This is a genomic window from Afipia birgiae 34632 (genome assembly GCF_000308295.2).
In the GTDB taxonomy this organism is placed as follows: Bacteria; Pseudomonadota; Alphaproteobacteria; order Rhizobiales; family Xanthobacteraceae; genus Afipia; species Afipia birgiae.
This window is the reverse complement of record NZ_HG326652.1, coordinates 2,470,108-2,487,920: the sequence shown is the minus strand read 5'-3', so window position 1 is coordinate 2,487,920 and position 17,813 is coordinate 2,470,108. Positions and strand designations below refer to the sequence as shown.

The 17,813-nt window shown below is 61.7% G+C and carries 17 protein-coding genes and 1 pseudogene; 16 read left to right on the top strand and 2 right to left on the bottom strand.

The annotated features are described in order from the left end of the window. Positions 1–53: 53 nt before the first annotated feature. Complete coding sequence (locus BN32_RS11695; protein WP_040426340.1) at positions 54–554, bottom strand: SspB family protein; 501 nt, start codon at positions 552–554, stop codon at positions 54–56. Positions 555–1,088: 534 nt separating this feature from the next. On the opposite strand from BN32_RS11695, the pseudogene BN32_RS11690 reads away from it, so the two are divergent. The 10 genes and pseudogenes from BN32_RS11690 to BN32_RS11645 form a co-directional block, all read left to right on the top strand. Further along, positions 1,089–1,488: pseudogene (locus BN32_RS11690) on the top strand (chromate transporter); the annotation flags it as partial. Between the two features lie 92 nt (positions 1,489–1,580). Next, complete coding sequence (locus BN32_RS11685) at positions 1,581–2,075, top strand: tripartite tricarboxylate transporter TctB family protein (protein ID WP_040426338.1); 495 nt, start codon at positions 1,581–1,583, stop codon at positions 2,073–2,075. Positions 2,076–2,082: 7 nt separating this feature from the next. Continuing rightward, complete coding sequence (locus BN32_RS11680; protein WP_019198379.1) at positions 2,083–3,597, top strand: tripartite tricarboxylate transporter permease; 1,515 nt, start codon at positions 2,083–2,085, stop codon at positions 3,595–3,597. Between the two features lie 141 nt (positions 3,598–3,738). Next, on the top strand, positions 3,739–4,725 hold the full coding sequence (locus BN32_RS11675) for a tripartite tricarboxylate transporter substrate binding protein BugD (RefSeq protein ID WP_019198378.1): 987 nt from the start codon (positions 3,739–3,741) through the stop codon (positions 4,723–4,725). A gap of 142 nt (positions 4,726–4,867) precedes the next feature. Next, a complete protein-coding gene (locus BN32_RS11670; protein ID WP_019198377.1) occupies positions 4,868–5,662 on the top strand; it encodes a thymidylate synthase in 795 nt (264 codons plus the stop codon). Beyond that, the gene (locus tag BN32_RS11665) at positions 5,659–6,195 is read left to right on the top strand and encodes a dihydrofolate reductase (protein ID WP_019198376.1); all 537 of its coding nucleotides are present in this window, start codon (positions 5,659–5,661) and stop codon (positions 6,193–6,195) included. The genes BN32_RS11670 and BN32_RS11665 overlap by 4 nt, the downstream gene beginning before the upstream one ends. Before the next feature lie 182 nt (positions 6,196–6,377). Next, positions 6,378–7,514, top strand: coding sequence for an FtsH protease activity modulator HflK (gene hflK, locus BN32_RS11660; RefSeq protein WP_040425661.1), 1,137 nt, complete (start codon positions 6,378–6,380; stop codon positions 7,512–7,514). Beyond that, positions 7,511–8,407: a protease modulator HflC gene (gene hflC, locus BN32_RS11655; RefSeq protein ID WP_019198374.1), complete on the top strand. Its 897-nt coding sequence runs from the start codon at positions 7,511–7,513 to the stop codon at positions 8,405–8,407. Before hflK ends, hflC begins: the two co-directional genes overlap by 4 nt. 42 nt (positions 8,408–8,449) lie before the next feature. Then, on the top strand, positions 8,450–8,650 hold the full coding sequence (locus tag BN32_RS11650; RefSeq protein WP_019198373.1) for a DUF2065 domain-containing protein: 201 nt from the start codon (positions 8,450–8,452) through the stop codon (positions 8,648–8,650). Between the two features lie 157 nt (positions 8,651–8,807). Then, entirely contained in the window at positions 8,808–10,328 is a 1,521-nt protein-coding gene (locus BN32_RS11645) for a DegQ family serine endoprotease (protein ID WP_040425660.1), read from the top strand. Positions 10,329–10,452: 124 nt separating this feature from the next. Here BN32_RS11645 and serB read toward each other — a convergent pair whose 3' ends face one another. Then, positions 10,453–11,346, bottom strand: coding sequence for a phosphoserine phosphatase SerB (gene serB / locus BN32_RS11640; RefSeq protein WP_019198371.1), 894 nt, complete (start codon positions 11,344–11,346; stop codon positions 10,453–10,455). 9 nt (positions 11,347–11,355) lie between these two features. On the opposite strand from serB, the gene miaA reads away from it, so the two are divergent. The 6 genes from miaA (at position 11,356) to ilvC (ending at position 17,621) form a co-directional block, all read left to right on the top strand. Continuing rightward, complete coding sequence (gene miaA / locus BN32_RS11635) at positions 11,356–12,345, top strand: tRNA (adenosine(37)-N6)-dimethylallyltransferase MiaA (RefSeq protein ID WP_019198370.1); 990 nt, start codon at positions 11,356–11,358, stop codon at positions 12,343–12,345. Between the two features lie 275 nt (positions 12,346–12,620). Beyond that, positions 12,621–14,399: an acetolactate synthase 3 large subunit gene (locus BN32_RS11630; RefSeq protein WP_019198369.1), complete on the top strand. Its 1,779-nt coding sequence runs from the start codon at positions 12,621–12,623 to the stop codon at positions 14,397–14,399. Between the two features lie 17 nt (positions 14,400–14,416). Then, positions 14,417–14,959, top strand: a complete 543-nt coding sequence (gene ilvN, locus BN32_RS11625) for an acetolactate synthase small subunit (protein WP_040426335.1) — start codon at positions 14,417–14,419, stop codon at positions 14,957–14,959. A gap of 18 nt (positions 14,960–14,977) precedes the next feature. Beyond that, a complete protein-coding gene (locus tag BN32_RS11620) occupies positions 14,978–15,850 on the top strand; it encodes an EamA family transporter (RefSeq protein ID WP_019198367.1) in 873 nt (290 codons plus the stop codon). 4 nt (positions 15,851–15,854) lie between these two features. Beyond that, entirely contained in the window at positions 15,855–16,460 is a 606-nt protein-coding gene (locus BN32_RS11615; protein WP_019198366.1) for a LysE family translocator, read from the top strand. A gap of 141 nt (positions 16,461–16,601) precedes the next feature. Then, entirely contained in the window at positions 16,602–17,621 is a 1,020-nt protein-coding gene (ilvC, locus tag BN32_RS11610) for a ketol-acid reductoisomerase (protein WP_019198365.1), read from the top strand. The last annotated feature ends 192 nt before the right edge of the window (positions 17,622–17,813 follow it).

Here is a 17,813-nt window from a genome sequence, read left to right as displayed (position 1 = left end):
GAAACGCGTGTCAGAACTTAGAAAAGCTTCAAGATGAGGGAGCGAAAGGCTGATTACTTTTTGCGAAAGCGATCAAGCCGCACGACTTCGGCGCCTTCGCCCTGCTTGACCGGCTCGTCGCCGGCTTCGGCTGGAGTTTCCGGTGCAGCCGTAACCGGCAGTGTTTCAACCGGCGCTTCGGCTTCGGCGGTTGGTTCGTCGACCGGCTCGAACTGCAGCCCGAACTGCACCGACGGATCGAAGAAGCTCTTGATCGCGCTGAAGGGAATCACGAGACGCTCGGGAATCCCGTTGAACGACAGTCCGACCTCGAAGCGGTCATCCGTGACGACCAGATCCCAGAACTGGTGCTGGAGAATGACGGTCATTTCCTGCGGATACTGCGACAGCAGGCGCGGGGAGATCTTCACGCCTTCGGCCTTGGACAGGAACGTGATGTAGAAATGATGCTCGCCGGGAAGTCCGTGCTCGGCGGCATCCGCGAGCACATGCTTCAGCACGCCGCGCAGCGCGTCGCGCGCGAGGACATCGTAACGAATGTGATCGGTCGCCATCATGTGGTCCTGTAAAAGGTGGCCAGTCGAATTCGAACTGGAGTGACCAGACTCGAACGTACCGACTCGCAGTTTGATCCATGCTATCCGGTCATGACCCGCAGGTCAGCATCCGCACGGCGCAGATCGCAGATATTCTCACGGGCCGCAACGCATGCGACTGACAAATTCAATGCAGTCCAATGAGAGTGAAGTGGAGGCTGCTGTTGCCAGGTGCCTCCGAACCCTGCCTAGAGGGGCCATAGCAGGCGAACCGCCACCCTCCATATATGGTGCGAAACCTGATGGCAAAAGGCTGTGTTCCGCCTTGTGGAGAGAGTCCCGTGCCGCCTTTTCGGTTTGGTGGGGAACGTCCCGATTTGCGTCCAGCGCATGCGCGCCGCATCGGAATATCGGTTGGCCATTTCCGGGGGGCCATTCTAAATCGGGCCATTCGTCCTGACAGCGCTTCAGCGATCCCCCAGTCCTCTGATGCAGCAGCGCCCGTACGGCCGGGGCTGATTGAACTGTTTGTGGCGTTCGCCAAGATGTCGCTCGGATGCGCAGTTCGCGGATATGTTCGCGATTGCACAATTGTCGCCGGGACCAAATGTATTGATCGTGACGCTAATCGGATCATGTGGCCGGCATCGCGGGTGCGCTGGTTGCGACATTCGCCATGTGCGGTCCGTCCGCGGTCCTTGCCTATTTCGTTAGCAACATGCTGACGCGATCAAGCCAATCTATCTGGCCAGCGATCCTTCAGGCCGCGCTGGTTCCAGTTTCGATCGGGCTGATGTGCGCCAGCGGTTTCATCCTCGCATTAACGACCGGTGGCACATGGGCCGCAGTGGTCCCTATTGTCGGCGTAGCCGCGCTTGCATTGGCGACCCGGCTCAACCCGCTGTGGATGCTCATTGTGGGCGGCATCCTCGGTTTTGCTGGCGTCGTCTGACGAAAATAGATAAGCAAAGGGTGTAGGGGTGGAACCCTGCGCCACAAGAATAGACCGGGCTAAAGCTCGTGACTTGAGGGGGGATGATGACGATGAGTGAAGCGCCAGACAGCGCTGCGGGAAAACCCGCGCGCGGGTTTATCAAGGGACCGCAGGACTTTTACGGCGGCCTGGCCCTGATGGGGATCGCGCTGTTCGCTCTGTGGGCGTCCAGCGATCTTCAAGGCATGCGAGGGTTCTCGTTCGGTCCGGGCACTGCGCCGCGGATGTTCGCCTATCTTCTTCTGGCGCTCGGTGCCGGCGTTGTCCTCACAGGTGTTCTTGCCGAGGGGCCGCCGCTGCAGCGTTACGGCATTCGCGGTCCTGTCTTTGTAACGCTGTCGATCCTGGCCTTCGCGGTTGCGATCCGTCCTCTCGGTCTGGTCGTTTCGGCATTCGTGAGCTTCATGATTGCCGCGATGGGAAGCGATGAGACGAAATGGAAAGAAGCCGTCATCGTCGGGATCTGCCTGACGATCGGATGTGCGCTCCTGTTCCCGTATGCGCTCGGGCTGCCGCTCGATCTTTTCCCACGCGTTTTGCGCTGAGGGCATCATGGATATTTTTGCAAATCTTGCCCTCGGCTTCGGCGTCGCGTTTTCGCCCGTCAATCTTGGTCTCTGTCTGATCGGCGCGCTGGTCGGCACGCTGGTCGGCGTGCTGCCCGGCATCGGCACCATCGCGACCGTCGCCATGTTGCTGCCGATCACATTCGGATTGCCGCCGGTCGGCGCGCTCATCATGCTCGCCGGTATCTATTATGGTGCGCAGTACGGCGGCTCGACCACCTCGATTCTGGTCAACATTCCGGGTGAAGCGGGCTCGGTGGTCACCGCACTCGACGGCTTCCAGATGGCCAAGCAGGGCCGCGCCGGACCTGCGCTGGCCATCGCTGCGATTGGCTCGTTCTTTGCGGGCTGCGTCGCCACCGTCCTGATTGCGCTGCTGGGCGCGCCACTGACCAAACTCGCGCTGGCGTTCGGCCCCGCCGAATATTTTTCTCTGATGGTGCTTGGCCTGATCTTCGCCGTCGTTCTGGCGAAAGGCTCGGTGCTCAAGGCGATCGCGATGATTGCCTTTGGCGTGCTGCTGTCGATGGTCGGGTCCGACATTGAAACCGGCGCGTCGCGCATGTCGTTCAACGTTCCGGAACTCGCCGACGGTCTCGGCTTCGCGACCGTGGCGATGGGGTTGTTCGGTTTCGCCGAAATTATTCGCAATCTGGACCATGGCGCAGCAATGGAGCGCACGCTGGTTCAGCAGAAGATCTCCGGATTGATGCCGACGAAGAAGGATCTGAAAGATTCGGCTCCAGCGGTTTTGCGCGGCACGGTGCTTGGTTCGATTCTCGGCATTCTGCCCGGCGGCGGCGCGGTGATCGCGTCGTTTGCAGCCTACACCTTCGAGAAGAAAATCTCGAAGCATCCGGAACGCTTCGGCCGAGGCGCCATCGAAGGCGTTGCTGCTCCCGAAAGCGCCAACAACGCCGCGGCGCAGACCTCGTTCATTCCGCTGCTCACGCTCGGCATTCCGCCCAACGCGGTGATGGCGCTGATGGTCGGCGCAATGACCATTCACGGCATCGTGCCGGGACCGCAGGTGATGCAGAAGCAGCCCGAACTGGTCTGGGGCATGATCGCCTCAATGTGGATCGGCAACCTGATGCTGCTGGTCATCAACCTGCCACTGGTCGGCATCTGGGTGCGGCTGCTGCGGGTGCCGTACCGGCTGCTGTTCCCGTGCATCGTCGTGTTCTGTGCCATCGGCATCTATTCGGTGAACAACGCGCCGATGGACGTGGTCCTGACCGCGGCCTTCGGTCTCGTCGGCTACTGGCTGGTGAAGCATGATTTCGAGCCGGCCCCGATGCTGCTCGGCATGGTGCTTGGTCCGCTGATGGAAGAAAATCTCCGCCGCGCGCTGCTGATCTCGCGTGGCGACTGGACGGTGTTCCTGACCCGGCCGCTGTCCGCGACCTTGATGGCGATTGCAGCATTTTTGCTGATCCTGGCGCTGCTGCCATCGCTTCGCAAAAAGCGCGACGAGGTCTTCGTCGAGTCCGAAAACTAGGAGAGGTGGTGCGGCGTTGCGCCGCGCCGCGCAGTCCGGGTCTATCCGCAAGTCGGATGGACTCGGCTGACCCGGTCATGCTGACACTGCCGGACGGAATAGCCCGTTCGTAATTAGAAGAGTTTATCTGGGAGAAACCTCATGAATTTGCTCAAGCGCATGCTGGCGTCCTGCGGGATTGCTGCACTTGCTGCTACCGGCGCGGTCACCGGGCCGGCTCAGGCGCAGGATTATCCGACGCGCAACATCACGATGATCGTGCCGTTCGCGGCCGGCGGCCCGACCGACGTCATCGCGCGCATCGTGACGGGTCACATGCAGCAGACTCTCGGCCAGACGATCATCATCGAAAACGTGGTCGGCGCCGGTGGCACCACGGCATCGACGCGCGCCTCGAAGGCCGCACCCGATGGCTATACGCTCATCACCGGCCACATGGGCACGCACGCGGCATCCGTTCCGCTCTATCCGAAACTCGCCTATCATCCCTCCAAGGATTTCGAGGCCGTCGGTCTGATCGCCGGCACGCCGATCCTGATCCTCGCGCGCAAGGATTTCCCGCCGAAGGATCTCAAGGAGTTCATCACATACGTGAAGGCTAACACCGATAAGCTCAATGCGGCTCACGCGGGCGTCGGCTCGGTATCCTATTCATCGTGTGAGCTGTTGAATTCGGTGCTCAAGATCAACCCGACTGGCGTTCCGTTCAACGGTACCGGCCCTGCGATGAATGCGCTGGTCGGCGGCCAGGTCGATTACATGTGCGACCAGATCGTCAACGCCGTTCCGCAGGTTAAGGGCGGCACCATCAAGGCCTATGCGGTGGCAACGCCGGAACGCAACCCGTCGCTGCCGGACGTGCCGACCACGGCTGAAGCCGGCTTGCCAGAATATCAGGCGCAGGCCTGGAACGCGATTTTTGCGCCGAAGGGCACACCTGCGCCAATCGTCGCCAAGCTCAACGCCGCGCTGGTCAAGGCGCTGGACGACGAAGGCGTCCGCAAGCGGCTGCTCGATCTCGGCAGCGTGATTCCGAAGCCTGCCGAGCGTACACCGGAATCGCTGAAGAAGCTGGTCGACAGCGAGATCACCAAATGGTCGGCGGTGCTGAAGCCGCTCTCAAACTGAGATTCTGCTGACACAACCTGAGTTTGCCGGGGGCGGGACGCGAGTTCCGCCCCTTGCTGTTGGGCGATCCGATCCTCATTTTTCGGGGTATAGTTGCCTGAACTAAATCGAGTCGCGGCGTGCGGCAGGCTAAACAGGCCCCATGAACCAGTATCACGATCTGCTTGAACGAATTCTCGGCGACGGCGCGGAAAAGACCGACCGCACCGGGACCGGAACGCTGTCCGTGTTCGGCCATCAGATGCGGTTTAATCTGGCGTCGGGTTTCCCGATGCTGACCACCAAGAAGCTTCATCTGAAATCGATCGTCCATGAACTGCTGTGGTTTCTGGCGGGCGACACCAATATCAAGTACTTGAACGACAACGGCGTCCGCATCTGGGATGAGTGGGCGGACGAAAACGGCAATCTCGGCCCCGTTTACGGATCGCAGTGGCGCTCATGGCCCGCTCAGGACGGCGGCACAATCGATCAGATTTCCAACCTGATCGAGATGATCCGCAAAAATCCGGACTCGCGACGCCTGATTGTGAGCGCCTGGAATCCGGCCGAAGTCGACAAGATGGCGCTGCCGCCCTGCCATTGCTTGTTTCAGTTTTATGTCGCCAAGGGCAAGCTGTCCTGCCAGCTCTACCAGCGTTCAGCGGATGTCTTCCTCGGCGTGCCGTTCAACATCGCGTCCTATGCGCTGCTGACAATGATGGTGGCGCAGGTCACCGGCCTGAAGCCCGGCGATTTCGTGCATTCGCTTGGCGATGCGCATCTTTATTCAAACCACCTCGACCAGGCGCGGCTGCAACTCACGCGACCCACGCGTCCGTTGCCGACCATGAAGATCAATCCCGACGTGAAGGATATCTTCTCGTTCCGCTACGAAGACTTCACGCTCGAGAACTACGACCCGCATCCGCACATCAAGGCTGAGGTCGCAGTGTGACCGCGTCGGTGCTGACGGTTTCAAATCCGCAAATCGTTTTTGTCGTGGCTGTCGCTGAAAACGGCGTCATCGGCCGCGACAACGCGATGCCGTGGCATCTCAAATCCGATCTCAAGCGCTTCAAGGCGATCACGCTGAACCGGCCGGTCATCATGGGCCGCAAGACGTTCGCCTCAATTGGCCGTCCGCTGCCGGGCCGCACCAACATCGTCGTGACGCGTGACAAGGCTTTTCAGGTGCCGGGAATTGTCGTCGCAACGTCGCTCGATGCTGCGCACGACATCGCACGGGGCGATGCGCTGCGGCGTTTCGTCACTGAGATCATGGTGATCGGCGGCGCCGAGATTTTTGCGCAATGGTTGAAAAAGGCTGACCGGCTGGAGATCACCGAAGTTCACGCCAGGCCTGAAGGCGACACGTTTCTGCAGCCGGTTGATGCGGTGGAATGGGAACAAGTGGGGCGTACAGCTCATGCCAAATCCGATGGCGATACGGCCGATTTTTCCTACGTGACATATAAGCGTCATGGCTAATACCCGTGTCTCATAGTGCCGCAGATCGCGCCATTAACCGCGATCGTGATGTTTGCATTGACAAATTTGCCGCGCACCATAGCTCTCCAGAGCTGGCGTCCTGCGTTGTAAGGACTGGGCGCGTCCCCTATAAGGCCTGCTGAGTTTGCGGAGCGCGAGCTTTCGCGCGGAGGAGACTAACGATGCCGTGGAAGAATCAAGGCGGAGGCCCCTGGGGCTCTGGTCCGAAAGGTCCCTGGGGCTCCGGACCGCAATCGCCGGGACCGAGACCGCCAGATCTTGAGGATCTTCTGCGCCGTGGGCAGGACAAGCTGCAGACCATGCTGCCGGGAGGAAACTTCAGCGGGATGGGCATCGCGCTCGTTCTGGTCGCCGCATTGGCGATCTGGGGGCTGTCGGGCTTCTTCCGCGTGCAGTCCGAAGAACTCGGTGTCGTGCTGCGTTTCGGCAAGCATGTCCGCACAGTTCAGCCGGGCCTGAACTACCATCTGCCTTACCCGATCGAAACCGTGCTGCTGCCCAAGGCGCTGCGTGTTTCGACGCTGAGCATCGGCATGCGGGTGGTTGACGATTCGCGCCGTGGCGGTGGCACCACCATTCGCGACGTTCCCGAAGAAAGCCTGATGCTGACCGGCGACGAGAATATCGTCGATGTGGATTTCACCGTGCTGTGGCGCATCAAGCCTGACGGCGTCGGCAACTTCCTGTTCAACATCCAGAATCCGGAAGGTACCGTGAAGGCGGTTGCCGAAAGCGCGATGCGCGATCTGATCGGCCGCTCCACCATTCAGCCGATCCTCACCGGCGCGCGTACCACGATCGAGGCGGCTGTGCTCGAACTGATGCAGAAGACGCTCGACAGCTACGGCTCCGGTATCCTGATTCAGCAGGTGCAAATGCAGAAGGTCGATCCGCCGTCGCAGGTGATCGATTCGTTCCGCGACGTGCAGGCAGCCCGCGCCGACCTCGAGCGCTTGCAGAACGAAGCTCAGACCTACGCCAACCGCGTTGTTCCCGACGCGCGCGGTCGCGCGGCGCAGATTCTCCAGGTTGCGGAAGGCTACCGCGAGCAGGTCGTCGCCGAAGCCAAGGGCCAAAGCTCGCGCTTTCTCAGCGTCTATGAAGCCTACAAGAAGGCGCCTAACGTGACACGCGAGCGCATCTATCTTGAAACGATGGAAAAGATCCTCGGCGGAGCCGACAAGCTCGTGCTCGATCAGGGCGCAAACGGATCGGGTGTGGTTCCCTATCTGCCATTAAGTGAAATCGGACGCCGCACTCCGCCAGCTGCGCCACAACAGGGCGGGAGCACCCGATGAAAAACGGCATCGCAGGTATCGTTGCTCTTTTCGTTGTGCTGGTCGCCATCGTTGTCGGCTACAGCTCACTGTTCACTGTGAGCGAGACACAGCAGGTTCTGCTTGTGCGTCTCGGCGAGCCGGTGCGCGTGGTCACTGCGCCAGGTCTGAACTTCAAGGTGCCGTTCATCGATTCCGTTATCAGCATCGACAAGCGGATCCTCGACCTTGAGAACCCCTCACAGGAAGTCATCGCGTCGGACCAGAAGCGTCTCGTGGTCGATGCGTTCGCGCGCTATCGGATCAAGGACCCGCTCCGGTTCTACCAAACCCTTGGCTCGATCCAGGCGGCCAACATTCAGCTCACCACGCTGCTCAATTCGGCGTTGCGGCGTGTGCTGGGCGAGGTGCCGTTTATCCAGGTTGTCCGGGATGAGCGCGATGTCCTGATGGCAAGAATTCGCGACCAGCTCGATCGTGAGGCCACAAGCTACGGCATCGCGGTGGTCGATGTGCGAATCCGCCGTGCCGATCTGCCGGAGCAGAACAGCCAGGCCGTCTATCAACGCATGCAGACCGAGCGTCAGCGAGAGGCAGCGGAGTTCCGCGCACGGGGCGGCCAGCGGGCACAGGAAATCCGCTCCAAGGCCGACCGTGAAGCAACGGTCATCGTCGCCGAGGCCAATTCGGAATCCGAGAAAATTCGGGGCGAGGGCGACGGCGAACGCAACCGACTGTTTGCCGAGGCTTACGGCCAGGACGCGGATTTCTTTACGTTCTACCGTTCGATGTCGGCCTATGAAAACAGTTTGAAGCACAACGACACCCGCTTCCTGCTGCGGCCGGACTCGGAATTCTTCCGCTATTTTGCTAATCCGACAGGCAAGCTCCCTGCTACGGGTTCCGCGCGTTAAGATGCGGCGTGAGGAACACGATCAGGCAGGAGTCGTCGCCGGATGAGGTCGATTGGATACGGTGATCTCCTGGTCGGGGTCGGGATCATGCTGGTTCTGGAGGGCTTGCTGTTTACGGCGCTCCCGAGCTGGATGCGTTCGGCGATGAAAAGCGCGCTGTCCTCGCCGGACAATATCCTGCGCGCCGTCGGGCTCGTCTCGGCGGTTGTGGGCCTGATCCTGATCTGGCTGGTGCGGCAGTAGGGCATCCAAGCCCGCGTTGTGAGCGCAAAGCCGGCTTTTCGCCGCAATCCGCCGGTTGATCGCTGGAATCCCACCGAATGGTGGTGCTTGCGCACCCATCGTGTTCAGGCGCAATCTGATACAAATGATCCGGCCCTTTTCAGGAGACTTTTCGACCATGTCCGATGCGTTTCAAGCATTGAGCCGCCGCGTATTGCCGCTTGCCGCGGCTGTCGGTTTCGCCATCGTTGCGACGCCTGCGCTGGCCCGCGGACCGGACGGCATCGCCGACGTCGCGGAGAAGGTGATCGACGCGGTCGTCAACATTTCGACGTCGCAGACTGTCGACGCCAAAAACAACGATGGCGACAAGGGCAGCGACGAGCGCGGCAACAACAGGCGGGGCGCCAATCCGCAACTTCCGCCGGATTCGCCGTTCAGCGAATTCTTCGATGAGTTCTTCAAGAACCGCCGCGGCGGTCCGGACTCCAAGGGCGGTTCGCCGCGCAAGGTGAATTCACTGGGTTCCGGCTTCATCATCGACACCGATGGCACCGTGGTGACCAACAACCACGTCATCGCCGACGCCGACGAGATCAATGTCATTCTTAACGACGGCACCAAGATCAAGGCAGAGTTGATCGGCAAGGACAAGAAGAGCGATCTGGCGGTCCTGAAATTCACGCCGCCGGAGAAGAAGATCACCGCGGTGAAGTTCGGAAATTCCGACACCCTGCGCCTCGGCGAGTGGGTGATCGCGATCGGCAATCCGTTCAGCCTCGGTGGCACGGTCACCGCCGGCATCGTCTCGGCACGCAACCGTGACATCAATTCTGGTCCCTATGACAACTACATTCAGACCGACGCGGCGATCAACCGCGGCAACTCCGGCGGCCCGCTGTTCAACCTCGACGGCGAAGTCATCGGCGTGAACACCGCGATCATCTCGCCGTCGGGCGGCTCGATCGGCATCGGCTTCGCCGTGCCGTCGAAGACCGTGGTGGCGGTGGTGGACCAACTGCGCCAGTTCAAGGAAGTGCGCCGCGGCTGGCTGGGCGTCCGCATTCAGCAGGTGACCGATGAAATCGCCGAGAGCCTCAGCATCAAGCCGGCGCGCGGCGCGCTGATCGCCGGCGTCGACGATAAGGGCCCGGCTAAGCCCGCCGGCATCGAGCCGGGCGACGTCGTCATCAAGTTCGACGGCAAGGACATCAAGGAAATGAAGGATCTTCCGCGCGCCGTGGCCGACTCGCCGGTCGGTAAGGCCGTGGACGTCGTCATCATCCGCAAGGGCAAGGAAGAAACCCGGAAGGTCACGCTCGGCCGTCTCGACGATGGCGAGAAGCCGGTCGAAGCCTCCGCCAAGACCACCAGCCCGGTCGAAGCCGAAAAGCCCGTTACGCAGAAGGCGCTCGGCCTCGATCTCGCCGGTCTCAGCAAGGATCTGCGCACGAAGTACAAGATCAAAGACAGCGTCAAGGGCGTGATCGTGACCGGCGTCGACAGCGGGTCCGATGCGGCCGAGAAGCGCCTCAGCGCCGGCGACGTGATCGTCGAAGTTGCGCAGGAAGCCGTGACCAATGCCGTAGATGTGAAAAAGCGTATCGACCAGCTGAAGAAGGACGGCAAGAAGTCCGTGCTGCTTCTGGTATCGAACGGCTCCGGCGAGCTGCGCTTCGTCGCGCTGGCGGTGAAGTAAGACGGCATTCCGGGCGTGCTTTGGGCGCGCCGGAGTTCGAAAGAAAACTCGTCATGCCCGGCCTTGTGCCGGGCATTGCGTTTTTGTCTGCCAAAATTCGGGGAGCCAGGCGCGCCGACGCCGGTTAGCCTGTCACGAACTCGTTGCGCTTGTAGCCCTGCATGTAGAGCAGCGCGGTGAGATCGCCGTGATCAATCCGCGCCCCGGCCGCCGCCCCAACTGCGGGCTTGGCGTGGTAGGCGACGCCGACCCCAGCCCGTTCAATCATGGCGAGATCGTTGGCGCCGTCGCCGACCACCATCGTGTCCAGGTCGTCGAGATCGAAGGACTCGAGCAGGTCCATCAGCGTCGCGAGCTTTGCTTCGCGTCCCAAAATCGGCTCGGCGACCAGTCCGGTCAGTTTGCCGTTCTCGGTCAACAGCTCGTTGGCGCGGTTTTCCTGAAATCCGATCAGTTCGGCGACACGTTTGGTGAACAGCGTGAAGCCGCCCGAGACGAGGCAGGTATAGGCGCCGTGCGCGCGCATGGTGCGGACCAGTTCGACCGCGCCCGGCGTCAGCGTGATGCGGCTCTTGAGCACTTCATCGACCACCGTGACCGGAAGATCCTTCAGCAGCGCCACGCGCTCGCGGAGCGCCGGCTCGAATTCGATTTCGCCGCGCATGGCGCGCTCGGTGATGGCGGCGACGTGCGTCTTGAGACCGGCGAAGTCGGCGAGTTCGTCGATACACTCCTGGCCGATCATGGTTGAATCCATGTCCGCCAGCAGGAGCTTCTTTCGCCGGTCGAGCTGCGGCTGCACCACGACATCGGCGCGGATGCCATTCAGGGCCTCGCGCAAGCGGCCTGAAATTGTGCGAATGTCGTCGGTGCTGCTAAAGCGGATGTCGGCGGCGACGCCCTCGAACAGCCAGTCGCCACGTTCGGGCGAGGGCAGCGCGGAGCGCGCGGCATCAATCGCGGTCGAGTCGAGCTCGGGCTCGGCGGGATTGCAGATCAGCGTGACGACGAGAGACATGACGGCTCGATGTTGACAGATGGCGTAGAGGGGAAGGGCGGCACCAAGGCCGTGCTTATCGCAGGGCCGACGGCCAGCGGCAAGTCGGCGCTGGCGCTTGCTCTTGCCGAAGCGACGGGCGGCATCGTCATCAACACCGATTCCATGCAGGTTTATCGGGACTTGCGGATCATCACGGCGCGGCCGACGCCGGAAGAAGAGGCGCGTGTTCCGCACCGGCTGTATGGCTATTGCGATGCTGCGGTGAACTGCTCGGCGGGGTCATGGGTGACCGATGCTGCAGCGGTGCTGGCTGAGGCGCGGGCCGACAATCGCCTCCCGATCTTCATCGGGGGTACCGGATTGTATTTCAAGGCGCTGACACGAGGACTGTCTGCCGTGCCGCCGATCCCGCAGGAGGTGCGCGACAGCGTGCGCGCACGCATGGAACGGGACGGCGTCGAGACGCTGCATGCGGAACTGGCGCGGCGTGATCCGGTTTCGGGCGACAAGCTCAAGCCGCGCGACAGCGCACGCATCGCGCGCGCGCTGGAAGTGATCGAAGCCACCGGCCGCGCGCTGCCAGACTGGCATAGCGAGGGACTGCCGCCCTTGTTGCCGACTGAGGGGACCGTGGCTGTTTTTCTCGCGCCGGATCGCAACGAACTCTACGCGCGTATCGATCGTCGTTTCACGATGATGTTCGATGGCGGCGCGCTGGACGAGGTTGCGGCGCTGGCTGAGCGCAAGCTCGATCCGATCCTGCCGGCGATGAAGGCGCACGGCGTGCCGGCCATGATCCGGTATCTCGCGGGGGATCTTACGCGCGAGAAGGCCATCGAGATTGGTCAGACAGACACCCGACACTACGCCAAGCGGCAGTTCACATGGTTCAGGCACCAATTGCCGGAATTTGGATGGGTCGCCCCCGATGCGGCCCGCGAATGGCTCACCCGTGCACTTTCGCTATCGCGGAATGCTCTGGAACCGGCTAGTCTTTCCAAGCCGGTGCGGGCTTGACTTTCGCCATTTGGATCGTATAACCCGCGCAACCTTTGGAAACTCGAAGACGATAATGCGCAATAAAGTTACCAGTCTCCTTATTATCGTCGTACCCTGGCGCACCGCTGGGGGTAGCTGACGGCTACCCACGACAAGGCGGTGTGTGAAGGGTCCTCTCGGGCCCTTTTTTATTTCGGGCATGACCCTGAAAAGTGTGAAGCGGTTTTCAGATCAGGTCATGCGTTAAGGAAAGCCTCGACCAAATCTGCGCGACAAGCGCCCCGGAGCGAACCATGAGTGACAGCAAGGCACACGATCCCAACCAGATGACCGGCGCGGCGATGATCGTTCGCGCGCTCAAGGATCACGGGGTCAAGCACATCTTCGGCTACCCCGGTGGCGCGGTGCTTCCGATCTACGACGAGATCTTCCAGCAGAGCGATGTCGAGCACATTCTGGTGCGGCACGAGCAGGGCGCAGGCCATGCAGCGGAGGGCTACGCCCGTTCCACGGGTTTGCCGGGCGTTGCACTGGTGACATCTGGTCCGGGCGCGACCAACATGGTGACGCCGCTGACCGACGCGCTGATGGACTCGATTCCGCTGGTCTGCATCACCGGACAGGTTCCCACGCATCTGATTGGCAACGACGCGTTCCAGGAATGCGACACCGTCGGCATCACGCGGCCCTGTACCAAGCACAACTGGCTGGTGCGCCGGATCGAGGATTTGCCGCAGGTGCTGCATGAAGCGTTCTACGTCGCGACCACGGGCCGTCCCGGCCCGGTGGTGGTGGACGTGCCGAAAGACGTGCAGTTCGCGACCGGCACCTATCATCCGCCGCGCAAATCGGACGTGCATATTTCCTACAATCCGCGCGTGAAGGGCGATGCCGCGCAGATCCGCAAGGCCGTCGCGCTGCTCGCTTCGGCACGGCGTCCGGTGATCTATTCCGGCGGCGGCGTTATCAATTCCGGCCGGGAAGCCTCCAAGCTGTTGCGCGAACTGGTCGAGGTCACCGGCTTTCCGATCACCTCGACGTTGATGGGCCTCGGCGCGTACCCGGCGTCGGGCAAGAACTGGCTCGGCATGCTGGGCATGCACGGCACCTACGAAGCCAACATGGCGATGCACGATTGCGATGTGATGTTGTGCGTGGGTGCGCGTTTCGATGACCGCATCACCGGTCGCACTGACGCGTTCTCGCCGAACTCGAAGAAGATCCATATCGACATCGATCCATCGTCGATCAACAAGAACATCCGCGTTGATGTGCCGATCATCGGTGATGTGGCCAATGTGCTGGGCGACATCCTGACGGTGTTCAAGGCCGAAGCACAAAGGCCGAAGATCGACCCTTGGTGGTTCGAGATTGGACGCTGGCGCGCGCGCAATTCGCTGGCCTACAAGAAAAACGACGACATCATCCTGCCGCAGTATGCGATCCAGCGGCTGTTTGAGCTGACCAAAAATCACGACACCTACATCACGACGGAAGTCGGTCAGCATCAGATGTGGGCAGCGCAGTTCTTCGGTTTTGAGGAGCCGCACCGCTGGATGACCTCCGGCGGTCTCGGCACCATGGGCTACGGTCTGCCGGCGGCGCTGGGCGTGCAGGTGGCGCATCCCGACAGCCTTGTGATCGACATCGCGGGCGATGCCTCGGTGCAGATGACGATGCAGGAGATGTCGAGCGCGGTTCAGTACGAACTGCCGATCAAGATCTTCATCCTCAACAACCAGTACATGGGCATGGTGCGCCAGTGGCAGCAACTGCTGCATGGCAACCGGCTGTCGCATTCCTACTCGGAAGCGTTGCCGGACTTCGTCAAGCTGGCCGATGCCTTCGGTTGTGTCGGGCTTCAGGTGATCAAGCCCGGTGATCTCGACGGCGCGATCAACGAGATGATCAAGGTCAAGAAGCCGGTGCTGTTCGACTGCCGCGTCGCGGCGCTCGAAAACTGCTTCCCGATGATTCCGTCGGGCAAGGCCCATAACGAGATGTTGCTTCCCGCGGAAGCAAACGAGGAAGCAACCGCGGCGGCGTTCGCCGGCGGCAAGGCGCTGGTGTGATCATGAAAGCAGAGACAATGGAACAGCCCGCATCCGCCTACTTCATGGAGGATCGGCACGATCCGAACGAGACGCATACGCTGTCGGTGCTCGTGCAGAATGAGCCGGGCGTGCTTGCGCGCGTGATCGGTCTGTTTTCCGGCCGCGGCTACAACATCGACAGTCTCACGGTGTCCGAAACCGAGCACGCCAAACACATGTCGCTCATCACCATCGTCACCACCGGCACGCCGATGGTGATCCAGCAGATCAAGCACCAGCTCGATCGCATGATCCCGGTCTACCGTGTGGTCGATATGACGCTCACCGGCCGCGCCATTGAACGCGAACTGGCGATGGTGAAGGTCAAGGGCACCGGCGATCTGCGAATGGAGGCGCTCCGGCTGTCGGAGGCGTTCCGCGCGCGCGTGATCGATGCGACGACCGAGAGCTTCGTGTTTGAGATCACCGGCGGGACCGCCAAGATCGATCAGTTCATCAACCTGATGATCCCGCTCGGTCTGGTCGAGGTGTCGCGTACCGGCGTTGCCGCCATCGCCCGTGGACCGGACGCAACGTAGTCACACCCGTCCTGTCCCATGAAACCGATCGATATCGCATTGGCCATCGCCGTGGCCGTGATTTGGGGAGTTGGCTTCGTGCTGACCCGGATTGCGGTCGATGAGATGTCGGCGACGCTGCTGACGGCGCTGCGCTTCGGCATCACGGCGCTGCCGTGCCTATTTCTGCCGCCTCCCAAATTGTCATGGGGGCTGATCGTTGCGATCAGCTGGCTGCTGGTCGCGCAGTTCCTCGCACAGACCTATGGTCTGGCCCATGGCGTGCCGGCCGGATTGACGGCTGTCATCGTGCAGAGTCAGGCGCTGTTCACGGTGGCTTTCGCGGCCATCTTCCTGCGCGAGCTGCCGACGCGGCTTCAGGTGCTTGGGATCGCGATCGCGATGTGCGGATTGCTGCTGATCTGCTTCACCGTTGGCTACGATTTTAGTGTCTGGGCGTTTTCGATGGCGATGACCGCGCCGGTCAGCTTTGCAATTTCCAACCTGCTGCTGCGCCGCGCGCAGGGCGTGTCGATGCTCAATCTGTTTGCGTGGATAGGCTTGCTGGCGATGCTGCCGTTGCTTGTGATCCTGCTGACTATCGAGGGGCCCGCCGTCACCTGGCACGCGTTGACGCATATGTCGCTTCTGGCGGCGTCGTGTGTGCTGGCGCTGGCGCTGCTCGGGACGACGCTGGGCTACTGGATCTGGGGCCGGCTGCTGGGCAGATACTCCGCCGCGCAGGTGGTGCCATTCGCGCTCCTAGTGCCCTTCTTCGGTGCAGGTACATCCAGTATCGTGTTCGGCGAGACGTTCGGTCCCTTGCGCCTGACCGGCATGATCGTCGTGGTGCTGGGTATCGCCGTCATGTTGCTTTCGCGCCGTCCGCCGCCCCTCGTTGAAGTGGCCTGATGTCATGATCTCGCAGCAGCTCGTCATTGCGTTTATCGCTTTCGCCGCAGCAGCCCTGTTCACGCCAGGGCCGAACAACATCATGCTGATGGCGTCCGGTTTGAACTATGGATTTCGCCGCACGCTGCCGCATGTCGCGGGCGTCACCATCGGCTTCTCGTTTCTGGTCGCCGTCATCGGGCTCGGCCTCGGCGCGGTGTTCGCGGCCTATCCGGTGCTGCATACCGTCCTGAAATATGCAGGCGCGGCTTACCTGACTTACCTCGCCATCGCGATTGCGCTGTCCGGTCCTGCGGATACCGGCGGAGCCGGGGAGGGCAAGCCGATGACGTTCCTCGGCGCTGCGATGTTCCAGTGGGTTAACGTCAAGGGCTGGGTGATCGCGGTGGGCGCGATTACCGCCTACGCCGCCATCGCGGCCTATCCGCTGAACATCGCCGCGCTCTCGATCCTGCTGTTCCTGATCGGGCTGGGCTCGTCTCTGACCTGGGTGCTTCTCGGTACCTCGCTGCAGGCACTGGTGAAGTCCCCCCGTGCGGTCCGTATTTTCAACGTCGTTATGGCCTTGCTTCTGCTGGCCTCGCTCTACCCCGTTCTGAAGGAGCCTTGATTTAGTTGCACTGCAGAAATGGGGCCCGCGGGCTTGTCTCGCGGCACCAGCCGCCCTACACAACGGCGGCAATTCATCCGGGCCTCAAGGGCCCGACCCATCCGAAAATCGCGTGATTTGGCCAATCGAAGGAAAACGAAGATGCGTGTTTATTACGATCGCGACGCCGACCTGAACCTGATCAAGGGCAAGAAAGTGGTCATCGTCGGCTACGGCAGCCAGGGCCATGCCCACGCGCTGAACCTGAAGGACTCCGGCGTCAAGGACGTGGCCATTGCGCTGCGCAAGGGCTCCGCCACCGCAAAAAAGGCAGAGGCTGCCGGCTTCAAGGTGATGGAAGTTGCCGAGGCTGCGAAGTGGGCTGACGTCATGATGATGCTGACGCCGGACGAACTGCAGGGCGACATCTACCGCGATCACCTGCACGACAACATGAAGCAGGGCGCAGCGCTGCTGTTCGCGCACGGCCTCAACGTCCACTTCAACCTGATCGATCCGCGCGCCGACCTCGACGTTCTGATGGTGGCACCGAAGGGCCCGGGCCACACCGTGCGCTCCGAGTATCAGCGCGGCGGCGGCGTGCCCTGCCTGATCGCGATCAGCAAGGACTCCTCGGGCAATGCCCACGACCTCGGATTGTCGTACGCGTCCGCGATCGGCGGCGGTCGTGCTGGCATCATCGAAACCACCTTCAAGGAAGAGTGCGAGACCGATCTGTTCGGCGAGCAGGCCGTTCTTTGCGGCGGCACGGTCGAACTGATCCGCGCCGGCTACGAGACGCTGGTGGAAGCCGGCTACGCGCCGGAAATGGCGTACTTCGAGTGCCTGCACGAATTGAAGCTGATCGTCGACCTGATCTATGAAGGCGGCATCGCCAACATGAACTACTCGATCTCCAACACCGCGGAATACGGCGAATACGTCACCGGTCCTCGCATCATCACCGCCGAGACCAAGGCCGAGATGAAGCGCGTGCTGGCCGACATTCAGTCCGGCAAGTTCACCCGCGATTGGATGCTGGAGAACAAGGTCAACCAGGCCTCGTTCAAGGCGACCCGCGCCCGCGCCAACGAGCACGACATCGAAGCGGTCGGCGCCAAGCTCCGCGACATGATGCCGTGGATCAAGAAGGGCGCGCTGGTCGACAAGACCAAGAACTGATCGTCCGCTTCCCCCCCCCCAAACGGGAACGCAAGCACTCGTCAATGGGGCCGCCTTCGCGGCCCCATTTTCGTTGTGCAGTGCCGGGGCAAATCCCAGCTCCAGTACGTCTCCGGGGGCTGAACAGGTGCTGAACAGCGCCGGTAAACCCCTGCGGCTAAAGATCAAGTTGCGCGTCTATGACGGTTCTAC